The organism is Porifericola rhodea (genome assembly GCF_030506305.1).
In the GTDB taxonomy this organism is placed as follows: Bacteria; Bacteroidota; Bacteroidia; order Cytophagales; family Cyclobacteriaceae; genus Catalinimonas; species Catalinimonas rhodea.
In genome coordinates, this window is the sequence record NZ_CP119421.1 from 4,092,669 (window position 1) to 4,116,243 (window position 23,575).

The 23,575-nt window shown below is 39.4% G+C and carries 15 protein-coding genes; 11 read left to right on the plus strand and 4 right to left on the minus strand.

The annotated features are described in order from the left end of the window. Positions 1 to 48: 48 nt before the first annotated feature. The 4 genes from PZB74_RS16865 to PZB74_RS16880 all read left to right on the plus strand — a co-directional run bounded on the left by PZB74_RS16865 (position 49) and on the right by PZB74_RS16880 (position 11,028). Complete coding sequence (locus tag PZB74_RS16865) at positions 49 to 3,852, plus strand: ATP-binding protein (RefSeq protein WP_302238231.1); 3,804 nt, start codon at positions 49 to 51, stop codon at positions 3,850 to 3,852. Next, the gene (locus PZB74_RS16870) at positions 3,849 to 7,505 is read left to right on the plus strand and encodes a DUF8818 domain-containing protein (protein WP_302238233.1); all 3,657 of its coding nucleotides are present in this window, start codon (positions 3,849 to 3,851) and stop codon (positions 7,503 to 7,505) included. The genes PZB74_RS16865 and PZB74_RS16870 overlap by 4 nt, the downstream gene beginning before the upstream one ends. A gap of 148 nt (positions 7,506 to 7,653) precedes the next feature. After that, complete coding sequence (locus tag PZB74_RS16875) at positions 7,654 to 9,993, plus strand: TonB-dependent receptor (protein ID WP_302238235.1); 2,340 nt, start codon at positions 7,654 to 7,656, stop codon at positions 9,991 to 9,993. Between the two features lie 585 nt (positions 9,994 to 10,578). Beyond that, a complete protein-coding gene (locus PZB74_RS16880) occupies positions 10,579 to 11,028 on the plus strand; it encodes a hypothetical protein (protein WP_302238237.1) in 450 nt (149 codons plus the stop codon). Positions 11,029 to 11,232: 204 nt separating this feature from the next. On the opposite strand, the gene PZB74_RS16885 is transcribed toward PZB74_RS16880, so the two are convergent. From PZB74_RS16885 to PZB74_RS16900, 4 genes are all read right to left on the minus strand, one after another. Further along, complete coding sequence (locus PZB74_RS16885; RefSeq protein WP_302238239.1) at positions 11,233 to 12,606, minus strand: GH1 family beta-glucosidase; 1,374 nt, start codon at positions 12,604 to 12,606, stop codon at positions 11,233 to 11,235. 1 nt (position 12,607) lies between these two features. Beyond that, positions 12,608 to 13,621 carry a glycosyltransferase family protein gene (locus PZB74_RS16890; protein ID WP_302238241.1) on the minus strand — a complete coding sequence of 338 codons (1,014 nt, stop codon included), beginning with the start codon at positions 13,619 to 13,621 and terminating at the stop codon, positions 12,608 to 12,610. Beyond that, complete coding sequence (locus tag PZB74_RS16895; RefSeq protein ID WP_302238242.1) at positions 13,618 to 14,472, minus strand: UDP-2,3-diacylglucosamine diphosphatase; 855 nt, start codon at positions 14,470 to 14,472, stop codon at positions 13,618 to 13,620. The genes PZB74_RS16890 and PZB74_RS16895 overlap by 4 nt, the downstream gene beginning before the upstream one ends. Positions 14,473 to 14,761: 289 nt before the next feature. Then, positions 14,762 to 15,694, minus strand: a complete 933-nt coding sequence (locus PZB74_RS16900) for a diacylglycerol/lipid kinase family protein (RefSeq protein ID WP_302238244.1) — start codon at positions 15,692 to 15,694, stop codon at positions 14,762 to 14,764. A 22-nt stretch (positions 15,695 to 15,716) separates the two neighbouring features. On the opposite strand from PZB74_RS16900, the gene PZB74_RS16905 reads away from it, so the two are divergent. The 7 genes from PZB74_RS16905 (at position 15,717) to PZB74_RS16935 (ending at position 23,552) form a co-directional block, all read left to right on the plus strand. Continuing rightward, positions 15,717 to 16,082 carry a gamma-glutamylcyclotransferase family protein gene (locus PZB74_RS16905; protein ID WP_302238245.1) on the plus strand — a complete coding sequence of 122 codons (366 nt, stop codon included), beginning with the start codon at positions 15,717 to 15,719 and terminating at the stop codon, positions 16,080 to 16,082. 339 nt (positions 16,083 to 16,421) lie between these two features. Beyond that, on the plus strand, positions 16,422 to 16,802 hold the full coding sequence (locus tag PZB74_RS16910; RefSeq protein ID WP_302238247.1) for a response regulator: 381 nt from the start codon (positions 16,422 to 16,424) through the stop codon (positions 16,800 to 16,802). A gap of 97 nt (positions 16,803 to 16,899) precedes the next feature. After that, positions 16,900 to 18,267, plus strand: coding sequence for a sigma-54-dependent transcriptional regulator (locus PZB74_RS16915; RefSeq protein ID WP_302238249.1), 1,368 nt, complete (start codon positions 16,900 to 16,902; stop codon positions 18,265 to 18,267). Positions 18,268 to 18,296: 29 nt separating this feature from the next. Next, positions 18,297 to 19,790 carry a PAS domain-containing sensor histidine kinase gene (locus PZB74_RS16920; RefSeq protein WP_302238251.1) on the plus strand — a complete coding sequence of 498 codons (1,494 nt, stop codon included), beginning with the start codon at positions 18,297 to 18,299 and terminating at the stop codon, positions 19,788 to 19,790. A gap of 18 nt (positions 19,791 to 19,808) precedes the next feature. Next, complete coding sequence (locus PZB74_RS16925; RefSeq protein ID WP_302238254.1) at positions 19,809 to 20,267, plus strand: response regulator; 459 nt, start codon at positions 19,809 to 19,811, stop codon at positions 20,265 to 20,267. Next, complete coding sequence (locus PZB74_RS16930; protein WP_302238256.1) at positions 20,264 to 21,730, plus strand: hybrid sensor histidine kinase/response regulator; 1,467 nt, start codon at positions 20,264 to 20,266, stop codon at positions 21,728 to 21,730. Before PZB74_RS16925 ends, PZB74_RS16930 begins: the two co-directional genes overlap by 4 nt. A gap of 256 nt (positions 21,731 to 21,986) precedes the next feature. Beyond that, positions 21,987 to 23,552 (plus strand): arylsulfatase, encoded by a 1,566-nt coding sequence (locus PZB74_RS16935; RefSeq protein WP_302238258.1) that lies wholly within the window; start codon positions 21,987 to 21,989, stop codon positions 23,550 to 23,552. The last annotated feature ends 23 nt before the right edge of the window (positions 23,553 to 23,575 follow it).

The following is a 23,575-nucleotide window of genomic DNA, read 5'->3' on the forward strand; positions in this document are numbered from 1 at the left end:
TACAAGTCGGAGAAAAGGAGCACAGAATTTGATACTGCAAAGCAAACCATGAAGTTAGATCCTACCGTATTTCAGTTCTTCAAGATAAAAAAAATCTCATTGTTTACAGCTTTACTGCTATTGCTGTTCGCATTGGTGCTTAGGCTGTTTTTTATCGGTGGATTTAGAAGCGAATCTCAGTACCTTAAAGACATTGCAAATAATGTAGAAGATGCGCTGGATGCTATAGAAGAAGACTCTGAAGTAATTCGTGAAAAGATACAGGGAATGGATAGCTTGAGCTTTGCTAGCTTCCATTTTAATAGTGAGTATCCGTTCTATGTATATGAAGAGGGTAAACTATTATATTGGTCAGACTATCGTCAGGTTCCTAACTACAGAGCGCTGCGCGGTAGTTATACATATAAGTATCAGAATCTGGAGGGTGGCAGTTTCGTTATCAGAAGGGATACACTTACCTATAAAGATAAGCAACTGGAGTATTTTGTACTCCTACCCATATATCACGAAAACAAAATCAATAATAAGTATATCAGTTCGGGATATAATACTGATATTTTTCCTCAAGGTGCTGTTTCGGTCAAGCATTATCTGAATGCTGAAAATGAAGCTAGTAAGATTAGCTATAATGGTAAGCCGATACTAAGTGTAGACCTGAATAAACCTTCCAGAGGGTATAGGGAGCATAAAACAGCAAAGTCATTTCAGGCGCTCTTGAGTGTACTTATCTTCCTCTCAATAGTGCTGGTACTATTTAATGTTTTTCGCAGTCTTCATCAGATGCTGGATGCAAAACAGTACGATCTGGCGATGGCACTGGTCATTGTGAGTCTACTGGCATTAAGGTTTGGCATGTTGTACTTTGACTTCCCTTTCAGTATTATGCCTCTCAAATTGTTTGATGGGCGCTTCTTTGCATCTTCAAGTATCAATCCATCCTTAGGAGACCTTTTACTTAATTCTGTTTGCCTGCTGATAGTTCTTTTTTATCTCTATACCTATTATGGCAGGCTTAGAGCATACCAGTTAATTTTTAGCCTCAAATCTAAAGTTACTACTATCATAGCTGTACTTTTAATATTGGCCGGGGTAGGAGGACTGTATCTGCATTACTATATCATTAAGTCTATTTATTTCAATTCTCAATGGACACTTGATATTACCAGTAGCCTTAGTTTCTCTTCGTTAAAGGTAATTAGCCTGATCATCTTTGTACTAAATACAATAAGCTATTTTCTGTTCGCACACATATTATACCGAACATTCATCAGTTTAATCAGCTACTCGCATTTATCATTGAAGTGGCTGATTACCATAGCTTTAGCCATTTCCATTCTTACCAATTTATTATGGGGCATACCCACAATACCCATAATTGTCGTTAGCTTCTTTTATTTAGCCTTGCTCTATATCTTTCATCTGCCTAAGTACCTGACTCGCATAAGCTATATCACTTTTCTCTATCTATTTGCCTGTGCTTTTGTAAGTGGGGTTGCAGGAGCTATTGCCGCTTTTGATATTAATAGGGTAGACTCATTAGATAATAAACAAAAATTTGCCAATCAGCTATTGGTAGACAATGACATATTAGGAGAATATCTACTCAACGAAATTGCGGTAAAGATCAACAAAGATCGTTTTATCAAAAACAGAATCTATAATACACTTGCCTCAAAAGAGGCAATCCGACAAAAAATTAACAGAATTTACCTTAGCAATTACTTTGACCGCTACGATATACAGATTCATCTTTTTAATAGCAGAGGGGTTCCATTAGAAGAAAGAAATATTCCAAACTATCAGCAGTTTGTAGAGGTTACTGATGATCCTCGCTTTAGCACAGAGTATGATAATATTTTCTTTATTACTGAGAGTAGTGATCAGCGTATTGCTAGAGGAGCTCCTAAGCGTTATCTCACACTAATAGAGCTGGAAGACTTTAATACGACCATCGGCTATATTGTGATAGACCTTTCTCTAAAAAGATTTATTCCTAACCGGGTTTATCCAGAACTACTCATTGACCGCCGGTATTTGCAGTCGTATCCAAGTAACGACTATGACTACGCCATCTTCAATGAAGCCGGAGAAATGACTTATAGCAATGGAGATGATGTGTCGTTTACCAGCCTGGATGGATACGACTTTGGAAGTAAAGTAAAAAGCGATAAAAGCATTAACAAAGGAGGGCACGATTTCTTAATCGTTAAAGGTAAGGTAGACGAATATATCGTTATAGTTTCTGAGACTTATTCACTGATTAATGTAGTCTCTAACTTTTCATTCCTCTTTTTACTACTGGTATTCACTATTCTAATAATGCTGGGTGGGTATTCCATCTATTTTGTCTTTAAACAGGAGAACCTGAACTTCGCTACAAAGATACAACTCTATCTAAATGCAGCTTTCTTCATGCCTCTGCTGGCATTAAGTATCACCACACTGAGTGTAATTAGCAAATCGTATAGCGAGGAAGTAGATTCTGAATATCTGAAAAAAGCTGAACAGATTGGGAGGAATATCATTGATATTCTGGACAACTACTACAATGATGAACTCAGTGATGAGGCTTTGGCAAATGCTCTTTCTCAGATGTCAAAATACGCTGAAACTGATGCCAATGTGTTTGATACAGAAGGAAAGCTAATCGCAACCAGTCAGCCTCTAATATATGAAGACAGCCTCTTATCTCCGTATATTAACCCTCTAGCCCTGGCAAATATTAAAGAGCAGAACAACAACAAACTGGTATTGGATGAGTCTGTAGGTAGCTTGTCCTATAAATCTTCTTACATCGGGCTTAAATCAGAAACTACTGGTGAACTTATGGGTATGCTTAGTCTACCCTTCTTTGAGTCTCGGATTCAGTTAGAAGAACAGATAATCCAGGTACTTACAAATATCATGAACATATTTACCGCGGTTTTTATTGTGTTCTTGATTATCTCTTACCTGGCTTCCTTACTGCTTACATATCCTTTAAAGTATATTACACAGAAGATCAAGCGTACGTCACTTTCCGATTATAATGAGCCCCTCTCATGGGACTCTAATGATGAGATAGGGCTGATGATAGGTGAGTATAATAAAATGCTGGTTAAGTTGGAAGCCAGTAAAGCTGCACTTGCCAGAAGTGAGAAAGAGTCGGCCTGGCGCGAAATGGCCAAGCAGGTTGCCCACGAAATTAAAAATCCGCTAACACCCATGAAGCTAAGCCTTCAGCACCTGAAAAGAAAGTTGCAGGTAGATTACAAAGAGGGGATGAAACCCTGCGAAGTAGAGGAAATGGGTAAGCCTTTTGATAACTTACTCTATCAGATAGATACGCTGAGCGATATTGCTAGCTCCTTCTCTAATTTTGCCAAAATGCCAACTCCTAAAAGTGAATATTTTGAGTTCTCGGCAATGGTAGAGAAAATTGTCGGACTGTTTACAGAAGAGGGAGGCAATCATATAGATTTAGTAATAGAGGAGGGGAATTACCATATCGTTAGTGATCAGCAATTGATGGGGCGAATTCTGAGTAACCTGATTATCAATGCAAAACAGTCGGTACCTAAAGACAGACAGCCAAAAATTAATATTCACTTACAACAGGTAGGTAGAGATAAACTAATACTAAAAGTGAGCGACAATGGTACGGGCATTGCCAAAGAGATACAACATAAGGTATTCCTGCCAAACTTTAGTACCAAGTATGCGGGCTCAGGAATTGGCTTAGCAATTACTAAAAGAGGAATTGAGCATGCAGGAGGTCGTATTGCCTTTGATTCCATAGAAGGAAAAGGTACTACCTTTTTTATAGAATTGCCACTAGCTATTGATGTAGAGGCAGTTAAGCTTAAAGAATGACGCTGAATAAGCTTTATATTTTCGTTATCTTTTTCTTTATAATAAACCCTCTGTTTGCTCAGCATACAGGGAGAGCATCCTCATGGTTTGTGCGAAATATCACTATACCTCATGCTCAGGACTCTGTTATGCTGGATAGCATGAGCCTTCAGCCTTCTTCTTTACTAATCAAGAATCAGGGTAGAACTTTAGATTCCAGCCAATATCATTATGATTACAATACGCACTACTTACATTTTCATCAGCCTGAAAGTATTGCATTTCCATTAGAGGTCAGCTACCGAATATTGTCTTTTAACCTGTCTCAGGAGTTTGCGCATAAGAGAATGGATTTGTACGACTCTACGGCTTTGTTCAAAGCAGTAGATAGTAGTTATTCTACCTCCAAGAGTGGTGAAGAACTATTTAAGACTCCTAGTCTTAGAAAAAGTGGAAGCCTCAGTAGAGGAATTTCAGTGGGAAACCGTCAGAGTGTATTTCTTAATTCTGCCCTCAATTTACAACTAGAGGGGGAGCTAACTGAGGGGTTAAATATCAGAGCATCCATCACTGATCAGAACATACCAATACAGCCGGAAGGAAATACTCAGCAGTTACAGGATTTTGATAATGTGTATCTGGAGCTTTATAATAAAGACTTCTCCATACTTGCTGGTGATGTAGTACTGCAACAATCTGGCAAGCAGTGGCAAGCTAACACTCGTGCCAACACAAACAGCTTGAGCAATACGCAGGAAGGGCCTTACTTTTTAAGATACAGAAGAAATGTACAGGGCGGTCAGCTCAACACTAAACATCAGTTTACCGAAAATATTCAGTCAGAAACCAGCTTAGGCTTTGCCATTTCCAAAGGTAAATTTGCATCGCTCACGCTAAGCATTGAAGATGGAGTACAAGGACCTTATCAGATTACCTCTCCTGAGCATCAGGCCAATGTAAATGTACAGTACCTAAATGCTTATTTTATAATCGCAAACAGCGAAAAAGTTTATCTTGATGGTAAACTGCTGGAGAGGGGCTACGATAAAGATTACACCATCAATTATAACCTGAGTGAGATAACCTTTACCAGCCGTGTCTTACTTACCCGGTATTCACGTGTATACGTAGACTTTGAGTATGCTGACCGTAGCTATAGCAGAAGCATCATCTCTGCCAGCCATACACAACAGTTTAAACATCTGAAGTTCTACTCGCATTACTATCGCGAAAAAGATAACCCAAACCAGGCTTTAGGCTTTAGTTTAAGTGATGATGACAAATTTACACTACAGGAAGCCGGCGATCAGTTAAGAAATGCAATAGTACCTGCTGTGGACTCTGCTATTAACTTTCAGCAGCAGCCTAAGTATCAAGCAAATAGAAGTGCAGATGTCCCTGGGGTCGGTAATTTGTATCAGATATTTTATAATCGTAGAGATACTATTGTTAATGCCCAGACTTATGAGATTTATGTATTTGAAGGTAAAGAAGGTGACTTTAAGCTGGACTTTAGTTATGTAGGAGAGGGGGAAGGCAATTACATTGCTTCTGGCACTGCGGTTAATAGCAAAGTATACCAATGGGTAGCACCTCTAAGGGGGCAACCTCAGGGCAATTACGAACCTGTACGTCTCCTTACTACTCCTCAGAGCCAGCATATGATAGTATTGGGTGCAGAAGCCGAACTAACGTCAAAAGATAAGTTTAAGGTAGAAGGGGCTTTTAGTAAAAATGATTTAAACGTATTGTCTCCAAAAGATACCTATGACGATCACGGTCAAGCTTTGCTTACCAGCTTTAATATTGCCGAACGTTCACTATCAGGGAGTGCCTACCAATGGGGATCAGCAATAAGCTACGAATATCGGCAAAAATACTTCAGGGAAATAGATCCATACCGTAGTATAGAGTTTGAAAGAGACTGGACTCTAAAGGCTTTTGGTTTAGGTGATACGACTAGGCAGTACGATGACCATCTGCTTAGCGCTGAGCTATATCTCAAAAAAGATGCCTACAACCAAATTAACTACCAATGGGTTGGCAGAAACAAAAGTGAAGCAATAAAAGGTATTCAGCAACATGCGGAACTAGACAAAAGACTGGGTAAATTTCAGTTATCAAGTCAGCTTTTTTTACTTAGTAGCCAATATTATGGCTATAAGGCTTATTGGAGGCGAATCTCCGTAGACTTTAGCAGAAGAGGAAAGTATGTACGCCCGGGCTACATATATCGCATAGATAAAAACCAGCAAAGCATACAAAATTCCGATTCTGTCACTTTTTCTTCTATGAACTACGAGGAGCATATGTTTTATCTGCGCAGTGCGGATAGCCTTAATGGTACATTCCAACTGGATTATAGCCTGCGAGAAGATTTTCTACCTTATCAGGGGCAGATGCTTCTTAGAGATAACGCACAAACCCTAAGAGGAACAGCAGAATTAACTGTGCTTAAAAATCAGCACCTGGGTTTACAACTAACTTATCGTCAGGCGCAAAGTAAAAACGACAGTCTTTTTCTATCAGAAAACGCGATAGAGTCACAGGCAAATACTTTGATGGGTCAGCTTTCCTGGAAAGGCAGTTTGCTTAAGGGGGCTATAAACAGCGATCTTTTTTATAGCTTGGCTAATGGTAGAGAGCCTAAAAGAGAGTTCGTCTATGTACAAGTGCCGGTAGGTGAGGGGAGTTACACCTGGCGAGACGATAATGGCAATGGAGTAGAAGAGCTTGATGAATTTTATGAGGCACGTTATTTTGATGAACGCAACTATATAAGAGTATTTGTGCCTACTACAGATTATCAATTGGCTTTTACCAACAACTTTAATTATCAGCTTAAAATTCAGGGCCCGAGCAGCTGGAATAAACAGCAGGGCATCCGAAGCCTGTTAAATAGGTTTTCTAACATTACTTCCTGGCAGATAGATAAAAGAGTAAGTGATCAAAATTTGGCACAGCGTACCATCCCCTGGCTTATTAGCTCGGAAGAAAATTTGCTATCAATTACAGAGAATCTAAGATCTACACTCTTTTTTAATCGTAAACAAACTACATACGGGGCTGATCTGGGAATAAGAAATCGCCGGAGAAAGCAATTACTAAACGGAGGTTTTGAAGAACGAATTAAAGAGGCTTATGTACTTGAAGCACATTGGAATCTCAACAGACATTGGAGAGTACAGTGGGAAGCTGAGCAGGGAGAAGAAATTCAGCGCCTTGAGGTTAACAGTCAGTCAGGAAGAAACTTCCATATACAATATTACAGTTTATGGCCAGAACTTGCCTGGCAGCCTACTATGAATACGCGTATCGCAACGCGTTACACTTTTCTTCAGAAGCAGAACATACAGCATAAAAGTGAAAATGATGCGTCGGAACTATCTGATCAGCATATTGTAGGCCTAGATGTTCGCTTGAGTAAGCTAATGAGCTATAATATAAATGCAACCCTGGAGTATGTAACTATTGACTATCAAGGCCAACTAAACACCCCGATCGCCTATGAAATGCTGGATGGTTTACAGTCGGGAGCTAACATAAGGTGGACCCTTAACTGGCAACAGCAGTTGCTGGAAGGATTGCAACTTCTTATGAATTATTATGGAAGAAAATCTCAGGAAAAGCAGACTGTACATTCTGGAAGTTTAATGCTGAGAGCACTTTTTTGACCTAAAAAGAATGATTTAGTAGTTATTTTGTGGTGGTTTTCTACAAACTGTGGGTGTCAATCTACCAATTTCTGAACAGCATGGAGTAGGTTTCGTTTAACAATATATAAGAATTAGTTAAACAATTTTTTGATATAACTCTATCTTCATGTATAGCTACCGTTTTATTTTCCTTTTTTGTTTCGCATTGCTGTCAACTCCATTATTTTCTCAGGAAACACATTCCATCCAAGGCAAAATTGTGGACGCAAAAAGTGGCGATGCAGTTCCTTTTGCGCAGGTTGCCTTGTATGAGCCTGGTAGTGAGAAGCCCTACACCGGCGGAATTAGCAAGGAAAATGGTCAGTTTAGTATTAATGCTGAAGAAGGCCAATATGTACTGGAAATAATATTTGTAGGCTACGAGAACAAGAGAGTCAAAAACATACAGTTAGAAAACGAAAAGCTTAATCTGGGTAGTATAAAATTACAATCAGATACTCGCCAGCTGGAAGAGGTAGTAGTAGAAAGTAATGAAGTTAGAAGACCCGTACAGGCAGATCTGGAGGGATTAAGTATTACTCCCGATCAGACAATTTCAAATGTTGGTGGTAGCTTGCTGGATGTCTTAAGAAACACACCTTCGGTAAATGTAGGACAGGATGGTACAGTAACCATAAGGGGGAGCAGTGGTACTAATGTGCTTATTGATGGCCGTAATTCTGCCTTAGCATCTGATTTAGAGCAGATCCCTGCCAGCGCCATAGATCAGGTAAAAATTGTGAACAACCCCAATTCTAAATACGATGCAGAAGGAGCTGGCGGGGTTATTAATATACAACTGAAAAGAGGACAGGACCAGGGGACCAGTGGTAAAGCGGAGCTCACTATGGGAACCCGTTATCGTTTAAGCAGCAACCTGAGATTAAGCCACAAAAGTGAAGATTTTAATGTATACGGAGGCTATAGCTACCGCTCTTGGCCCAGAGTAGGAAATTCTCAGACCACGCGTTATACATACGATGATAACAGAAGATTAGAACAAATAGGTGATAGTGAAAGAAATGATCGCGAACATACCCTTAATCTGGGAGGAGACTACTTTATAGGCAAAAACAAACTGAGTTACGAAGGCGCCTTTAATATGGAAACTGAAAGTGATTCTGATGAAAACCAGACTCGGGTATTTAATACGCTAAACAACAGTACAGTGCTGGAATACATAAGGCAAAACAATGAAGGCGAAGAGAATTATTCGTATGACAATGCACTTATCTATGAACGACTGTTTGATCAGAATGGCAAAGAGTTCAGGTTTTCAATAAGTCACTCTATGCGCGATCAATTGGAAGACCAAAAAATAGATGTGTACTCCGGTACTATTCGTCCTGAAGGTGAGGCTCCCAATGGTGAAGAACGTTCTTTTAACGATGAATTAAGACAAACTGTAGTAGCCCAGGCAGACTATGTTCAACCTCTGGGTGAGGCCAAGCTGGAAGCGGGCTATAAATCAACTTTTCGTTCATTTGACAATGATTATCTGTACGAAGTATACAATCCTCAAAGCGAAGTGTGGATCAATCAGACAGAAGTAAGCAATCGCTTTTTATACAAAGACCAGGTACACGCTTTATATGCTATTTACTCTCGTAGCTTTGATGCCCTGGAGTTTTCTGTAGGTTCTCGCTTAGAGCAAACTTATGTAGATACCAAGCTTTACAACACTGGTGAAACTAATGAGCAGAACTACTTAAATCTATTCCCAAGTTTGCAGGCATTGTATACCCTTAATGAACTCAACTCACTTAAGTTTACTTATAGTCGTAGGATAGACCGCCCTAATGGATGGCGTCTGAATCCGTTTCCTGATATTTCAGATTCGCTCAACGTAAGGCTGGGAAACCCCGAATTACAGCCCGAATTTATTCACTCTTTAGAATTTGGGCATATGGTAAGCTTTGAAAGAGCAGATATTACCACGAATGCTTTTTTTCGCAATGTAGATGGTCAAGTAGACTATATTGTTAGAATAGAAGATGGAATATCGTACCGCCAACCCACTAATCTAAATACAAGTCAGACTTATGGACTTGAGCTGATCACTACTTCTCAGCTTTTTGAATGGTGGAGCGTTAATGCGAGCTATTCAATTTTTCAAACCAATGTGGATGGTACTAATGTAGATCAGTCTTTTAATAACGATGGTGTATCGTGGAATGCTAAATTGACTACTGACCTAAGCTTGCCTTACAATATAGATTTCCAGCTTACAGGTAATTATACTGCACCAGAAATAGAAGCTCAGGGTAGAGATTTAGCCCGTTATTATACAGATATAAGTCTTCAAAGGGGCTTTCTGGATAATAAGCTTGATTTAAGTGTAAGTTTAAGAGATGTGTTTGATACGAGGAGGTTTGCCGGTGAAAATTACGGAGAGGACTTTCTCCAAACCTTTGAATATAAGAGAGAATCAAGAATATTATTAGTCAGTCTGGGTTATCAATTCTAGATTCTAATTGACAATTTTATTTGAGGGACGCTATAGGTTGGATAAGTGTATCTACATATAGCGTCCCTTCATTATATGTCTTACAAATAGTTTCCGCTTATCTAAAATAAGTTATAATCTTAGGCTGAATCCTAACCTACTTTTTGCCCGACAGAATCATATAGAATAGCTGTATAGTCAAAGTATATAAATTTATTAAAAACAACCTTTATACACAGCTAATTTAATCAAATAAATAATATATCAACTTAAAATTACTATACACAAAATGTTGTAATAAAACGGCTATCAAATTGAATATTTACAATTTTGTGATATATGAAGATTCATTGAAATTATTTCACAAAAAAATAAAATCTTAAAAACTTCATTTTATTTGCTAATAAAGCTGAACAAATTGCCATTTATAAGCGTATTTATACTGTCATTTTAAGAGTTTTTATCGTATATTAAGTGTAAGGGTTTTTTTTTAGGGATCATTGTAAGTAGCTGCACTTGCGAGTTGTATCTAACTTCTATTTTTTTAAGAGTTCCTAAAACCGTACAATTAATTTGATAATCAGCAGTATAACCAACACATTTTATATGCACAGAATCATCAATAGTTTAGCGGTCGCCGAGTATAATAAATCTCTTAGGGCGGTAGAAATTAATTTTAACGGGCAGGGTCCGTCGGCACTGTATCACGATACCATGGACATAGCTATGAATATCTCTATGATACACCAAACCAACAATTGGTTGTTTTATAAAGACGACTTCACCGATATCAGCCCAAATGCATTTATTGCTTTTGTAAGAAAGTGGTCTAAAAAAGCTTGCACTATGCACAATGCCGGCCTATCAAATAACATTTGCAAAGTTGCTTTGGTAACTTCAGCTGAATCTTATCTTTACCTCATTTCTGAACATGAGTGGCTGGAAAATCCGAAAAAGAAGTTTGGTAGTCTTCATCTGAAATTGTTTACTGAAGCGGAGCAGGCAAAAAAATTTCTAAACAATGGCTATTCTTCTCGCGTATTAATGAATAGTTGATTTTTTTAGCGAATTAGTCGCAAAATTTTTTTATTTTTTTTGTCTACCAATTTTTTAATTATGAACACTACTGAGACTAAAATACCTTCGTACTGGAAGCTAAGAATGGATGAGTGGAAAAATAAAGCCAGGGAACAACAGCATTTTCACGAAAATATTAGCTCATATCTTAAAAAGGTTTACCAAAAAACTGAAAAATCCTGATTAATTTTTTGAAAGGCTATTTGTGCTGATTTTGACTTTTTTCTGATCGTTAACAAATTTTCCATACCAGTAGCCGGATTCTTTAATCGTGCGTTTTTGAGAGCTAAAATCAACATGTACCAGACCAAAAGTTGGCTTGTAGCCCTCAGCCCATTCAAAATTGTCCATGAGCGTCCATGCAAAGTATCCGGCTAAAGGTACACCTTCCTGCTTAGCTCTTAGGCATTGTCTTATATACTGCTGTAAATAATATCTTCGGGGCGTGTCTTTAATCCTGCCTTTATGCCAGCTGTCTTTAAAAGCTGCTCCATTCTCAGTAATAATAATCTTTTTCAAATCATACCGCTCATGGAATAGCTTCAGAATCTGATAAATTGATTCAGGATATACCTCCCAGCCCATTAATGTTGTAGGTACATTACGCTTAGTAGCCTCTACGTGGCGAGCATGTATATAAGGGGTAAAAAGTGAGTGCCTGATGATCTCCCGAGTATAGTTCTGTAAGCCTATAAAGTCAAAGTCAAACGCCAGTGCGCTTTCGTCTTCGGGGTACATATGTCTCTCTATACGGTGCAGCGCATGAAAATAGTCCGTTGGATAACCCAAGCCCAGAGCGGGCTCAATAAAAAGACGATTGAGCAAGGCATCGGTACGATGAGTTGCATTAATATCTTTAGGCGTAGGACGATAAGGCTCCACAGGAGAGCAGGAAAAAGTAGTGCCTATTTCTGCCTGTGGGCAGAGTGACCTCAGTATTCTACCTCCTTCAGCCTGGCAAAGTGCTGCATGATGTACCGACGACAAAAATGGAATCAAGCCCTTTTCTCCAGGGGCATGTACACCCAAAAAATACCCAGCTCCTGTAAACACAAGTGGCTCATTAAGTACCATCCAGTATTTGACCATATCACCAAACTCCCGTGCGCATAATTCTACATACTCGCTAAACCAGTGAATGATATCGCGATTTTTCCAGCCACCCTTATGGCTTAGTGCTAGCGGTAGATCCCAGTGATAAAGAGTTACCCAGGGCGTAATGCTTTTTTCCAGACATTGCTCAATCAGCTTCTTGTAAAAATCAATACCTTTTTGATTAACCTGTCCGCTGCCCTGAGGTAATATTCTAGACCATGCAATTGAAAAACGGAAATTCTTAATTCCCAGCTGATTAATAATCTGTAGGTCTTCCGGGTAGCGGTGATAAAAATCACAGGCTACATTAGCATGCTGATTCTGATATATTTTACCTTTTTGTCTTACAAAATCGTCCCAGATGGATGGTCCCTTACCGTCTGTATTGTAAGCACCTTCAGTTTGGTAAGCTGCAGAAGATACCCCCCAGTGGAATGCATCTCCAAAGTCTTGTGCGCGCAATTTATAAGCTTTTAGAATGAGGGTGCAGTGCTAAATGTTTAGAAAGCACCATATCAATTATTTCTTCGGTAATATCTGGATAGTGGATCTCTAAAGATCGTCCTCCAGATACCCAATCTTCAATTTTTGGTAATTGTTTCTTTTTAAGATTTTTTAAAACCGGTATACCCAGAGTCTCAAGCGCAGCAGCATTGCAATGTTGCTCAAACTGGTTCTTCATAGGAATTACCATCAGTTTCTTGTTAAGATAGAGGGCTTCAGCCGGAGTTTCAAAACCAGCCCCACAAAGAATACCCTCGCTACTTGCCAGACTTTTAATGAAACTTTCATTATTGATGGGCTTAATTCGGATATTTTTGACTTTGTGTTTTTGCTTGGTGTGCTTAGAAAATACGTGCCATTTTACATCACTGATTTTTTTTAGTCTTTTGATGAGCTTTTCGTCATCGTAGGAGGGTAGGTAAACAGTATAATGTCCTTTATTTTTTACTTCGGCATTACGAATTTCTTTTCGGATAACCGGTGTAAAAATATTGTCATCAAAGGCGGCAAAGTGGAAACCATACTGCATGGCTGCCGGAGCATAGCGCTTCAATATCATTTTTCCGAAAGCATCCCCTTTTTTGGGCTGAGGAGAATGAGGGGCCAGTATTGCACTCTGGTGGCTCAAACTGATGCAAGGCTTCTTTTTAATTTGAGATGCCCAGGCGGTTACCGGTTCAAAGTCATTAATAATCAGGTCGTATTTCTCTACCGGAAAATGGTGTATGTCTTTCCAGAGTTGGCAGGTATTGGTTCGGCGGTATGTCTCTAGTATATCCACACCACCAGATTTGCCAAAAATAAAGCTCATGCCGCGCATTTGGTAGGTAACAGGATAGGGTAAACTCACATCAGCCTGTATACCACTGATAAGTATATCCAGATCAACTTTTTGCTGTAGCAAAGGTACAATGTCTCTTGCTCTGCTTACGTGTCCATTGCCCGTACCCTGTATCGCATAAAGTACTTTCATGCCTTCTTCAATTGAAATTCCTGTAGTAAATTGGTATATAAAATGCCTATGTCCATGCTCTTATCGTCCTCATCAGCCATGTCATTATGGTTCTTAAGCTTAGTGTCCTCATTGTATTTATAGAGTGTCCAGCGGCGGTTGTTATACTCCAGTGCAGTCAGGTTTTCTATCCAGTCGCCACTGTTCAGGTAGGTTACTTCTCCTTCTTCTCGCTTGATCTGGCGCATTTCTGGGTTGTGGATGTGCCCACACACCACATAATCGTAACCATTAGAAATGGCAATTTCAGCAGCTGTATTCTCAAAGTCATCAATAAACTTAACGGCTCCTTTCACGCTATTTTTAATTTTCTTACTGAAAGATACTTTGCCCTTGCCTAGTTTTTCAGAGCAGAAATTAACCATCGCGTTTAGCAGTATTAGAGTGTCATAGCCAATAGCGCCCAGTTTGGCCAGCCATTTAGAGTGCTTCATTGTAATGTCAAATACATCTCCATGAAAAATCCAGGCTTTTTTTCCATCTAACTCCAGCACCAGTTTATTTTCTATGGTAAGTGTGCCCATCGTAAAGCCTTCAAACTTACGTAGCATTTCGTCGTGATTACCCGTTATGTAATAGACCTGTGTGCCCTTGGAAGCCATACTGAAAACCTGTTTGATGATTTTCATGTGGGTAGTAGGAAAGTAACGCTTGCTAAACTGCCAGATATCAACGATATCGCCGTTGAGGACAAGAATTTTAGGTTGAATGCTCTTTAGGTATTTTTGCAATTCTTTAGCATTGCAGCCATAGGTCCCGAGGTGTACGTCGGAGATAACGACTACCTCTACAGCTCTTTTTTTTGCAGACATATGTATGTTTTATTAAGACGGTATAGTTACTAGCAAGGTCTTGTGAAAGTGTGGCTTGGTTAGAAGAGGGAGAAGGCTGCTCATCTACAGTGGCTAAAAGTATAACTGTAGTATGTGAATATGCTATCTGAGAATAGTACCAGAAATATACGCTAAGCTTTACCTTCAATTCGTTACTTTTTAATTACATAAAGTAATTAAGAAAACTTAAAAGGTAGGTTAACTGATGTTTAAAGCATTGTTAACAGGAGGTGAAGTTTTGAGAAGGCAAGCATTGTTGGCATAACAATCACTTAATAGGAGTCATTACTTTCAGGCTGCCGGGCTTGGTACGTATGTTTATCCAGCGATCATCGCAAAGGTATTCTCCATCTATATGGATAGGTGCCTGCTCTTCATTCTCCAGGCTAAACTTATCAGCTCTTATAATTTTAACATAGGGTGAGCGATGTAAGCTTTTAAATAGGGCCATCATTGTAAAGGTTGGCAGGTGTATAGGAGGGAATGGACTTATTAAGACAATATCCAGCAGTCCGTCGTTGGCCGTTGCATGGGGTGCGATTATAGCATTGTTACCATACTGGGTAGTATTGGCAAAAGCAATTAAAAAATAGTCTTCTTCTATTGTTTTACCCTCAACTTCATAACGAAATTTTTTAGGGGTATAAGTTTGAAATTCTTCTACCACACAGCGAGCATAGGTCATGTATCCACGTTTGAGCTGCTCGGCAAAAGTCTTACTTATCTGTCCGTCAAAACCTACTCCTGATACATTGAAGAATGGCTTATCATTAAGCAGGCCAGTATCAAACTTCTGTGCGTAGCTATCATTCAACTGCTGTATGGCGCGGGCAGCCTGGGTAGAGATATCCAGGTAACGGGCGAATCCGTTTCCAGAACCTAACGGTATCACACCCATACAGGTCTCCGTGTCTACAAGGGCAGTAGCAACTTCGTTTACGGTTCCGTCACCACCCACAGCTACTACTACATCAAATTCATCTTTATGTTGGGCGGTAATTTTTGGTGCGTGCCCAGCATATTCGGTAAAACTAATCTCAAAAGTATATTTTTGCTTGTCCAGAAATTTATCTATCAGCTCAGGCATTATCTTTTGTTTGCCTAAGCCTGAGATTGGATTGATGATAAACAGACAGCTTTTCTTTTTGTGCATAGGTTTTAAAGAGTTCTCGGCAAAATTACTATCTAAAGTAGAGAACATGCATTTAGGTTTAAATTATCAGATGAATTACAACGTTTTTGTGTACGGAACTTTACGGCAAAGAGGTACAAACCATCATATTATAGCGCAGGCACGCTGCGTGGAACATAGAAAAAAAATATATGGCTATGCGCTGTATGACTACGCTCAGGAGTATCCATTTATGGTTCAGGCTCAGCCAGATGAGTATGTAGTAGGCGAAGTATACGAAGTAAATCCTGAACTGCTTAATGATTTACACATTTTAGAAGATATAGCTAATAATTTGTACAAGTTTATCTTTTTAGAGTCAGAAGCGTGTTATACCTATGTTAAATTTGATCAGGAGGTTAGTCGTCTGCAAAAAATTAAAGGAGGCGACTGGATAAAGTATATTCATAACATTTAGCTGTGTATGTCCGTACAAAGCTCAAAGTGGCATTAATAATTTTTAGGGTAATGATGATTTTTTTCCACAAATTTTGTGGAATATTGTCGCATATCTTACAAAAGATAAAGTGTGGTATGTGAATATTTCAATTTTATATTGTTTATTTATCACAACATAATACCTCTGTTTATTGAAATAAAGCCTATCTTTACGTTTTTATCCTATTATTGAGCGTTGCCATAATATTTTTAGTACTAAATATGAAGTGAAGACTTTATTTAGTTATTACATCGGTTCATTTTTTGGGAAAGTTTATGGTCGCGTTTTATGTATCCAGATATTGAGTATCCATTTATAATGAAAGGCAAGAAAATTCTTATACTAGATGACGAAAAAGAAATTTGCTTTTTACTTTCAGCATTGCTTAAACAAATGGGGTATATCCCCGATCAGGCCTATACAATAGAAGAAGCCCTGGGCAAGTTTAATCAAAATCAGTACGATCTTGTATTTTTAGATCTGAACCTACCTGATGGCTTAGGGTATCATTTGGTACCTCTCATCAAAAAGCGCCTCCCTCGCGCCAAAATTATCATGATCAGTGCTCATGACGGAATGCTCAAGCAGATACAGTCTGAAGTAGAAGGCATAGACTACTTTATTGACAAGCCTTTCAACAAAGCCAAAATAAATGAAGCACTTGGTAAAATAGATATGCTTAAATTTGCTTCAGGGTAGAAAGAGATTTTATCTCTTTTTTTGTTTCCGTAACTTTACATAATTGTCTCAATTTATTGTAAATTAAACCTACTTTTACTTACTATTTTGCTGCTTAATGGCTAAAAAAATACTTATTGTTGACGATGATCAGGACATTCGTCTGTTGCTGGATAAGTTTCTTTCCAAAAAAGGTTACGAAACCAAAACCGCATCAGACAGTGCTACTGCTATAGATATACTTAAATCTCATAAGTGTGACCTTGTACTATGTGATTTTAAACTACCTGACCTTAATGGCTTAGAGCTAATTCAAAAAATTAAGGTGATCAACCCAGAAGCTGCACTTCTGGTAATTACCGGTTACTCGGATGTTAAGGTAGCCGTACAGGCTATCAAACTGGGCGCTTACGACTATGTAACCAAGCCCCTATATCCAGATGAGATTCTGATGACTATTGAGCAGGCGCTTAATAGCAAAAAGAATCAGAATAAGCCCAAAAAGCCTAAGGAGAAGAAATTTATTATCGGAGATAGCCCTCAGGCCAATCAGGTAATGAAGCACATTAGACTGATTGCTCCTACCGATATGTCGGTAATTATTCAGGGTGAAACCGGAACAGGTAAAGAGTTTGTAGCCAACGAAATTCATAACCTAAGTAAGAGAAAATCAGCACCTTTTATAGCAATAGATTGTGGTGCATTGCCTAAAGATCTGGCAGGAAGCGAGCTTTTTGGTCACGTAAAAGGGGCATTTACCGGTGCGCTAAACGATAAAGAAGGTAGCTTTGAAACCGCCAATGGAGGTACGCTCTTTTTGGATGAAATAGGTAACCTTTCTTACGAGAATCAGGTGAAGCTTTTGCGTGTTATTCAGGAGAGAAGGATCAAAAAGATTGGAGGTACAAAGGATATTCCTATAGACGTGCGCCTGATCGTAGCTACTAATGAAAACCTGGTAGAAGCAGTAAAAAAAGGTGAATTTAGAGAAGATTTATATCACCGTTTCAACGAATTTAAAATTGGCCTCGCTCCCTTAAGAGAGCGTAGTACAGATATCAAAGTATTTGCCCGCCACTTCCTCGTTAATGCCAACAATGAACTGGGCAAAGATGTAAAAGACTTTGACCCGGAGGTACTGGCTAAAATGAAAGATTACTACTGGCATGGTAACCTGAGAGAGCTATACAATGTGGTAAAGCGATCTGTGCTTCTGGCCCAAACCGATATGATTACTTTGGAATGTCTTCCTGAGGAGATTAAATCTCCGGTTTACTTTGAACAGTCCGAGCCGGTAGCAGGGGGTGGAGGAGCTTCTCCTGACGAGCCAGCTAATCTTAAGTCTGTATCTAAAATAGCTGAGCGAGAGGCAATTATCAGTGTATTAGAAAAGACCGGTTACAATAAAACCAAAGCTGCAGACGTACTAAACATTGATAGGAAAACACTCTACAACAAAATGAAATCCTATAATATAGATTTATAATCCATTTAATTTTTTGAGCTATATACTATATGAATAGTACTTTTTCTTTCTCAGATCCTATCACTAAAAAAATCTTGGACAATACCGGTGAAGGTATTGTCCTTTTTACACCTAAATACGACAACTCTCAGGAAATTATTGATTTTGAATATACCTATATCAATCAGCGTGCTGAAGAGCTGATGGGGCATAAGCGTCAGGAACTACTGGGTACCCTTTTTCTGGCTACGCCTGGAAATGTAGATTATAGCGATTATCTGAAAGCGTACAAAAAGGTAATGACTGGTGGTGATCCTTATCAGACAGAGCTTTACTATAGCGAAGAAGGCGTACAAAAGTGTTATAAGGTATCTGCCCACAAAATTGAATCTCATCTTCTTGTTCAGTTTGACGACATTTCTGGATTTATGGCAGTGGTGTCAGAAGAAAGCCGGAGCGAAAGCCTTTATCGTAGTCTTCTGAAAAGCTTACCCTATACGGATGCTATCCTGATAGATACTAAAATGAACGTGGTACTATCAGAAGGCAAACCTTTTAAAGTATTTGGGTACGAAAAGCCTCTGGAAGAAGAGAAAAGCTTAAAAGATTTTTTACCACCAGAGTATCAGAAGAAAATCCTGCCTCTTATTAGATTAGGGTTAGAGGGTGAAAGCTCCAAAGCAGAATATGACCAGGACGATGTGCTTTACAGAGTGCACACCATTCCCATGAAAGATGACAAAGGGCAAATATTTTCTACCCTTATTCTTACTGAAGATATTGGCATTTTTAACATTTCCAGTGGAGAGTTAAGAAACAAAATTTATGAGCTGGAGAATGCTAATCAGAGCCTTGAGCAGTTTGCTTATGTAGCTTCTCACGATTTGCAGGAGCCGCTTCGTAAAATTCGTGCTTTTGGCGACAGGCTCAAAACAAAGTATAGTGCTCAGCTAGATGAAACGGCCCAGGACTATATCAACCGTATGCAAAACGCTGCGAGTCGTATGCAAAAGCTGATAGACGATTTGCTCAAATACTCTCGTGTAGGTCGTTTTCAGGAGGCTTTTCAGGAGGTTGAGCTGTCTAAAGTTATACAAAGTGTATTGGGAGATCTGGAGTCCAGAATTGAAGACAGCCAAGCTGAGATAGACGTACAGGAGCTACCTAGCCTGGAGGGTGATGCAGGTATGTTAGAGCAATTGTTCACAAATCTGATTAGTAACGCTATTAAGTTTACCAAAAAAGATGCTTCACCTAAGGTAAGCATCTGGTACGAAACTCAGGAAGGAAACGAACCGGAAGAAACACAATACCAGATCTATGTAAAAGATAATGGTATCGGCTTTGACGAAAAATATCTTGGTAAAATATTCAATATTTTCCAGAGGCTTCATGGCCGAAACGAGTATGAAGGTACCGGCATAGGCCTGGCTATTTGCAGAAAAATAGTAGAGGCACACTCCGGCACCATAGATGCTAAAAGTACTTTAGGTGAAGGTGCTACCTTCATAGTAAGTTTACCACAGGTACAACCAACAATTTAAATTAATACACAATAATATATGGCTGACACGAATATTAAAACGATCACGATTCTGATGGCAGATGATGATCCGGATGATAGAATGCTGACTAAGGAGGCCCTTATGGAGAATAAGTTAGCCAATGATCTGCATTTTGTGGAAGATGGAGAAGAGCTTATGGATTATCTACATCAGAGAGGAAAATATAGCGAAGAGAATGCTCCACGCCCAGGTCTGATCCTTCTGGATTTAAATATGCCTAAAAAAGATGGTAGAGAAGCACTTACAGAAATAAAGGCCGACCCTAAACTTCGCCGTATACCCATCATCGTGCTAACAACCTCCAAAGCCGAGGAAGATATTTTGAAAAGCTATGACTTGGGTATCAGCTCATTCATTACTAAACCTGTAACATTTGAAGATTTGGTAGAGGTAGCCAGAGCTATTGGAAAATACTGGTTTGGGATTGTGGTATTACCTAATGATAAGTTTGAATGACAAACGAAATGCTGGGCGAGACTATAAACATATTGGTAATTGATGATGATGAGGATGATTTTGTCATTGTTAATGACTTTCTCTCTGATATAAAAACGAGTCTGTTTAAAGTAGACTGGGAGCCCAACTACCAAAAAGCGCAACAACTCATAGCGGAACAGTCTTACGATGTATATCTGATAGACTTTCGCCTTGGTGAAAGTAATGGTTTGGAACTGCTAAAAGAAGCAGTTTCTTACCAACCTGGCAGGCCGGTAATTATGCTGACCGGGCAGGGAGAGCCGGAGATTGATTTCAAAGCTATGCAGATTGGTGCGGCTGACTATCTGGTAAAAGATGCTATAGATGCCCAGAGTGTAGAAAGAAGTATTCGCTACGCACTAAGTAATGCTCATGCGGTTCAAAAGTTATACGAGCAGGAGACTAAATATCGTGCTCTCTTTCAGCAGGCATTAAACGCTATTTTTATTACCGATAGTGAGCAAACAATTATGGATGCCAATCCGGTCATGCTAAGTATGTTTGGCTACAAACTGGAAGAAATACAATCACTAAATCTTTCTGTCTTTTTTGCCAAAGAGAAAGAGCAGTACACTTTTCAACAGCGCATAAAAAATGAAGGTTATGTGAGGGATATGGAGATTGTACTTAAAGATAAAAAAGGGAGAGAGCATAATTGTAACCTGTCTATCACCCAGCTTACAGGTACCGACCAAAAGTTGCTGGGGTATCAGGGAATAATAGAAGATATTTCTGAAAAAAAGAAAATTCAACTAGAGCTTATTCAACTGGAAAAGCTGATTATGACTGGTAATATTGCCAGAAGTATAGCTCATGAGGTTCGTAACCCGCTCACTAACATCAATCTGGCGCTTGAGCAGTTCTCTTTTGAAAATGATGAGGACGATACCAACGAGATTTATCTGGAAATAATTAAGCGAAATACCAAACGGATTAATCAGCTGATTACCCAGATGTTAAAATCTTCCAAACCCTCCAATCTTAATCTTAAAACAGCCTCGCTGAACAATGTGCTGGAATCCTCTCTCAGACACGCCAATGACAGGCTCAAGTTACAGGAAATTAAAGTAGTAAAGCTATATGACCAGAACCTGGAGGCTTTTCCACTGGACGAAGAAAAACTGAGCATGGCTTTTCTTAACATTATTACCAATGCGATAGAAGCCGTAGAGCCAAAAAGGGGCGTGGTTACGCTAAAAACTAAGAAAATAGCAAATAAGCAGGCGGTTCAAATTTGTGATAATGGGTACGGTATACCCGAAGATGAGTTGGGGCGATTGTTTGATGCTTTCCATACCGGAAAAAAAGGCGGTATGGGACTGGGCTTAACGTCTACTCAGAATATCGTTCATGCGCATGGTGCTAAAATTTCTGTAGACAGTACAGTTGACAAAGGCACTTGTTTTACCATCATCTTCAACACCAACCATCAAAAGGCATAATAGCAAGAACAAACTGTTAGATTTAGTTCAGACTTAACATCAGCTTCACGATGGCTTAACACAAAAGTACTATCTTACTTATGCATCAAGCATAGATGAGATCTGAACCAAAAAAAGCAATTGCATAGGCAATTGCTTTTTTTATTTGCCTACTCATACTTTCATAATGTTAACTAAATTGTTTAACTACGCTATTATGCATTTTGTGGATTGGAATAAGCTCATTAATTTGAGACTCCATCTTTAGAGCATACATATGAACAACCTTATAAGCAGCCTATCTGTACTTTTACTTTCACTAATCTTCCTTTCATGTCAGTCTAATGCCGAGGAAGAAGCCACAGAAACTAACTCTCAGAAACCTAATATAATATACATACTTGCCGACGATCTAGGCTATGGTGATTTAGGTAGCTATGGACAGAAAAAAATAGAAACGCCTCATCTGGATGCGCTCGCTCAGGAGGGAATGCGCTTTACCCAGCATTATGCCGGAGCGCCGGTTTGTGCCCCATCCCGCTGTGTGTTACTTACCGGCAAGCACATGGGACATGCCTATATCAGAGGTAATGATGAGTGGAGAGAGAGGGGGGAGGTATGGAGCTATACCGCCATGGCAAAAGACTCTACATTGGAAGGCCAGAGGCCCTTACCTGATACTACCACTACTATTGCGCAATTGCTTAAAGAAGCTGGCTATGTCACAGGAATGACTGGCAAATGGGGTCTGGGAGCACCACATACTTCATCCTTGCCTACAACTAAAGGTTTTGATTATTTTTTTGGTTACAACTGCCAGCGTCAGGCTCATACTTATTACCCTCTACATCTTTACGAAAACGAAAATAGAGTGCATTTAAATAATGACACTGTGCCACCGAGCATTAAGCTTGCACAGGGCGCAGACCCCTCAGACCCTGCTTCTTATGCCAGGTTTACCTTAAATGAGTATGCACCAGAGCTGATGTTTGACAAGCTTAGCCAGTTTGTAGATCAACACCAGAATGAGCCCTTCTTTTTTTACTGGGCAAGCCCTATTCCACATATGCCCTTGCAGGCACCGCAGCGTTGGGTAGATTATTACGTAGAGAAGTTTGGTGAAGAAGAACCATACCTGGGCGATCGTTCTTATTATCCACATCCAAACCCCAAGGCAGCTTATGCGGCTATGATTTCTTATCTGGACGAAAATGTAGGTAAGTTAGTACAGCAGCTCAAAGATTTGGGCATCTATGAAAACACCCTCATTATCTTTACTTCCGACAATGGCCCTTCTTTTAATGGTGGAACAGAGTCACCCTGGTTTAATAGCGGTGGACCTTTTAATAGCGAAAAAGGAAGAGGAAAAGGCTATGTATACGAAGGTGGCATTCGTGTACCTATGATTGCCTCATGGCCGGCACAGATCCCTGCGGGAACAAGCTCTGAGCACGTATCAGCTTTTTACGATGTGCTTCCAACGCTATGCGAAGTCGGAGGTAGATCTGTACCTGCCGATACCGACGGTATTAGCTTCTTTGCCACATTGCAGGGAAAAGAGCAGCAGACAAAACATGAATTCCTTTATTGGGAGTTTCCTGCTTATGGAGGGCAGCTAGCCATTCGTATGGGTGAATGGAAGTTTATACAGAACAATTTATTTGAAGAGCCTACGCTGGAGTTATATAATCTGGCAGAAGATCCGCAGGAAACTAAAAATGTAGCCGATCAGCATCCTGAGCTAGTAAAAAAAGCACAGGCGATACTTAAGAAAGAACACACTACGGCTCATATAGAAAAATTTCGTATTCCGGTGTTAGAAGAGGGAAATGTAGGTTTATAATCTTTATATGTTTAGGTTTCATC

Excerpts from the sequence above, each read along its gene's own strand:
- PZB74_RS16865 (WP_302238231.1), top strand. The coding sequence starts at position 49 with ATGAAGTTAGATCCTACCGTATTTCAGTTCTTCAAGATAAAAAAAATC.
- PZB74_RS16870 (WP_302238233.1), top strand. The coding sequence starts at position 3,849 with ATGACGCTGAATAAGCTTTATATTTTCGTTATCTTTTTCTTTATAATA.
- PZB74_RS16875 (WP_302238235.1), top strand. The coding sequence starts at position 7,654 with ATGTATAGCTACCGTTTTATTTTCCTTTTTTGTTTCGCATTGCTGTCA.
- PZB74_RS16880 (WP_302238237.1), top strand. The coding sequence starts at position 10,579 with ATGCACAGAATCATCAATAGTTTAGCGGTCGCCGAGTATAATAAATCT.
- PZB74_RS16890 (WP_302238241.1), bottom strand. The coding sequence starts at position 13,621 with ATGAAAGTACTTTATGCGATACAGGGTACGGGCAATGGACACGTAAGC.
- PZB74_RS16895 (WP_302238242.1), bottom strand. The coding sequence starts at position 14,472 with ATGTCTGCAAAAAAAAGAGCTGTAGAGGTAGTCGTTATCTCCGACGTA.
- PZB74_RS16900 (WP_302238244.1), bottom strand. The coding sequence starts at position 15,694 with ATGTTCTCTACTTTAGATAGTAATTTTGCCGAGAACTCTTTAAAACCT.
- PZB74_RS16905 (WP_302238245.1), top strand. The coding sequence starts at position 15,717 with ATGAATTACAACGTTTTTGTGTACGGAACTTTACGGCAAAGAGGTACA.
- PZB74_RS16910 (WP_302238247.1), top strand. The coding sequence starts at position 16,422 with ATGAAAGGCAAGAAAATTCTTATACTAGATGACGAAAAAGAAATTTGC.
- PZB74_RS16915 (WP_302238249.1), top strand. The coding sequence starts at position 16,900 with ATGGCTAAAAAAATACTTATTGTTGACGATGATCAGGACATTCGTCTG.
- PZB74_RS16920 (WP_302238251.1), top strand. The coding sequence starts at position 18,297 with ATGAATAGTACTTTTTCTTTCTCAGATCCTATCACTAAAAAAATCTTG.
- PZB74_RS16925 (WP_302238254.1), top strand. The coding sequence starts at position 19,809 with ATGGCTGACACGAATATTAAAACGATCACGATTCTGATGGCAGATGAT.
- PZB74_RS16930 (WP_302238256.1), top strand. The coding sequence starts at position 20,264 with ATGACAAACGAAATGCTGGGCGAGACTATAAACATATTGGTAATTGAT.
- PZB74_RS16935 (WP_302238258.1), top strand. The coding sequence starts at position 21,987 with ATGAACAACCTTATAAGCAGCCTATCTGTACTTTTACTTTCACTAATC.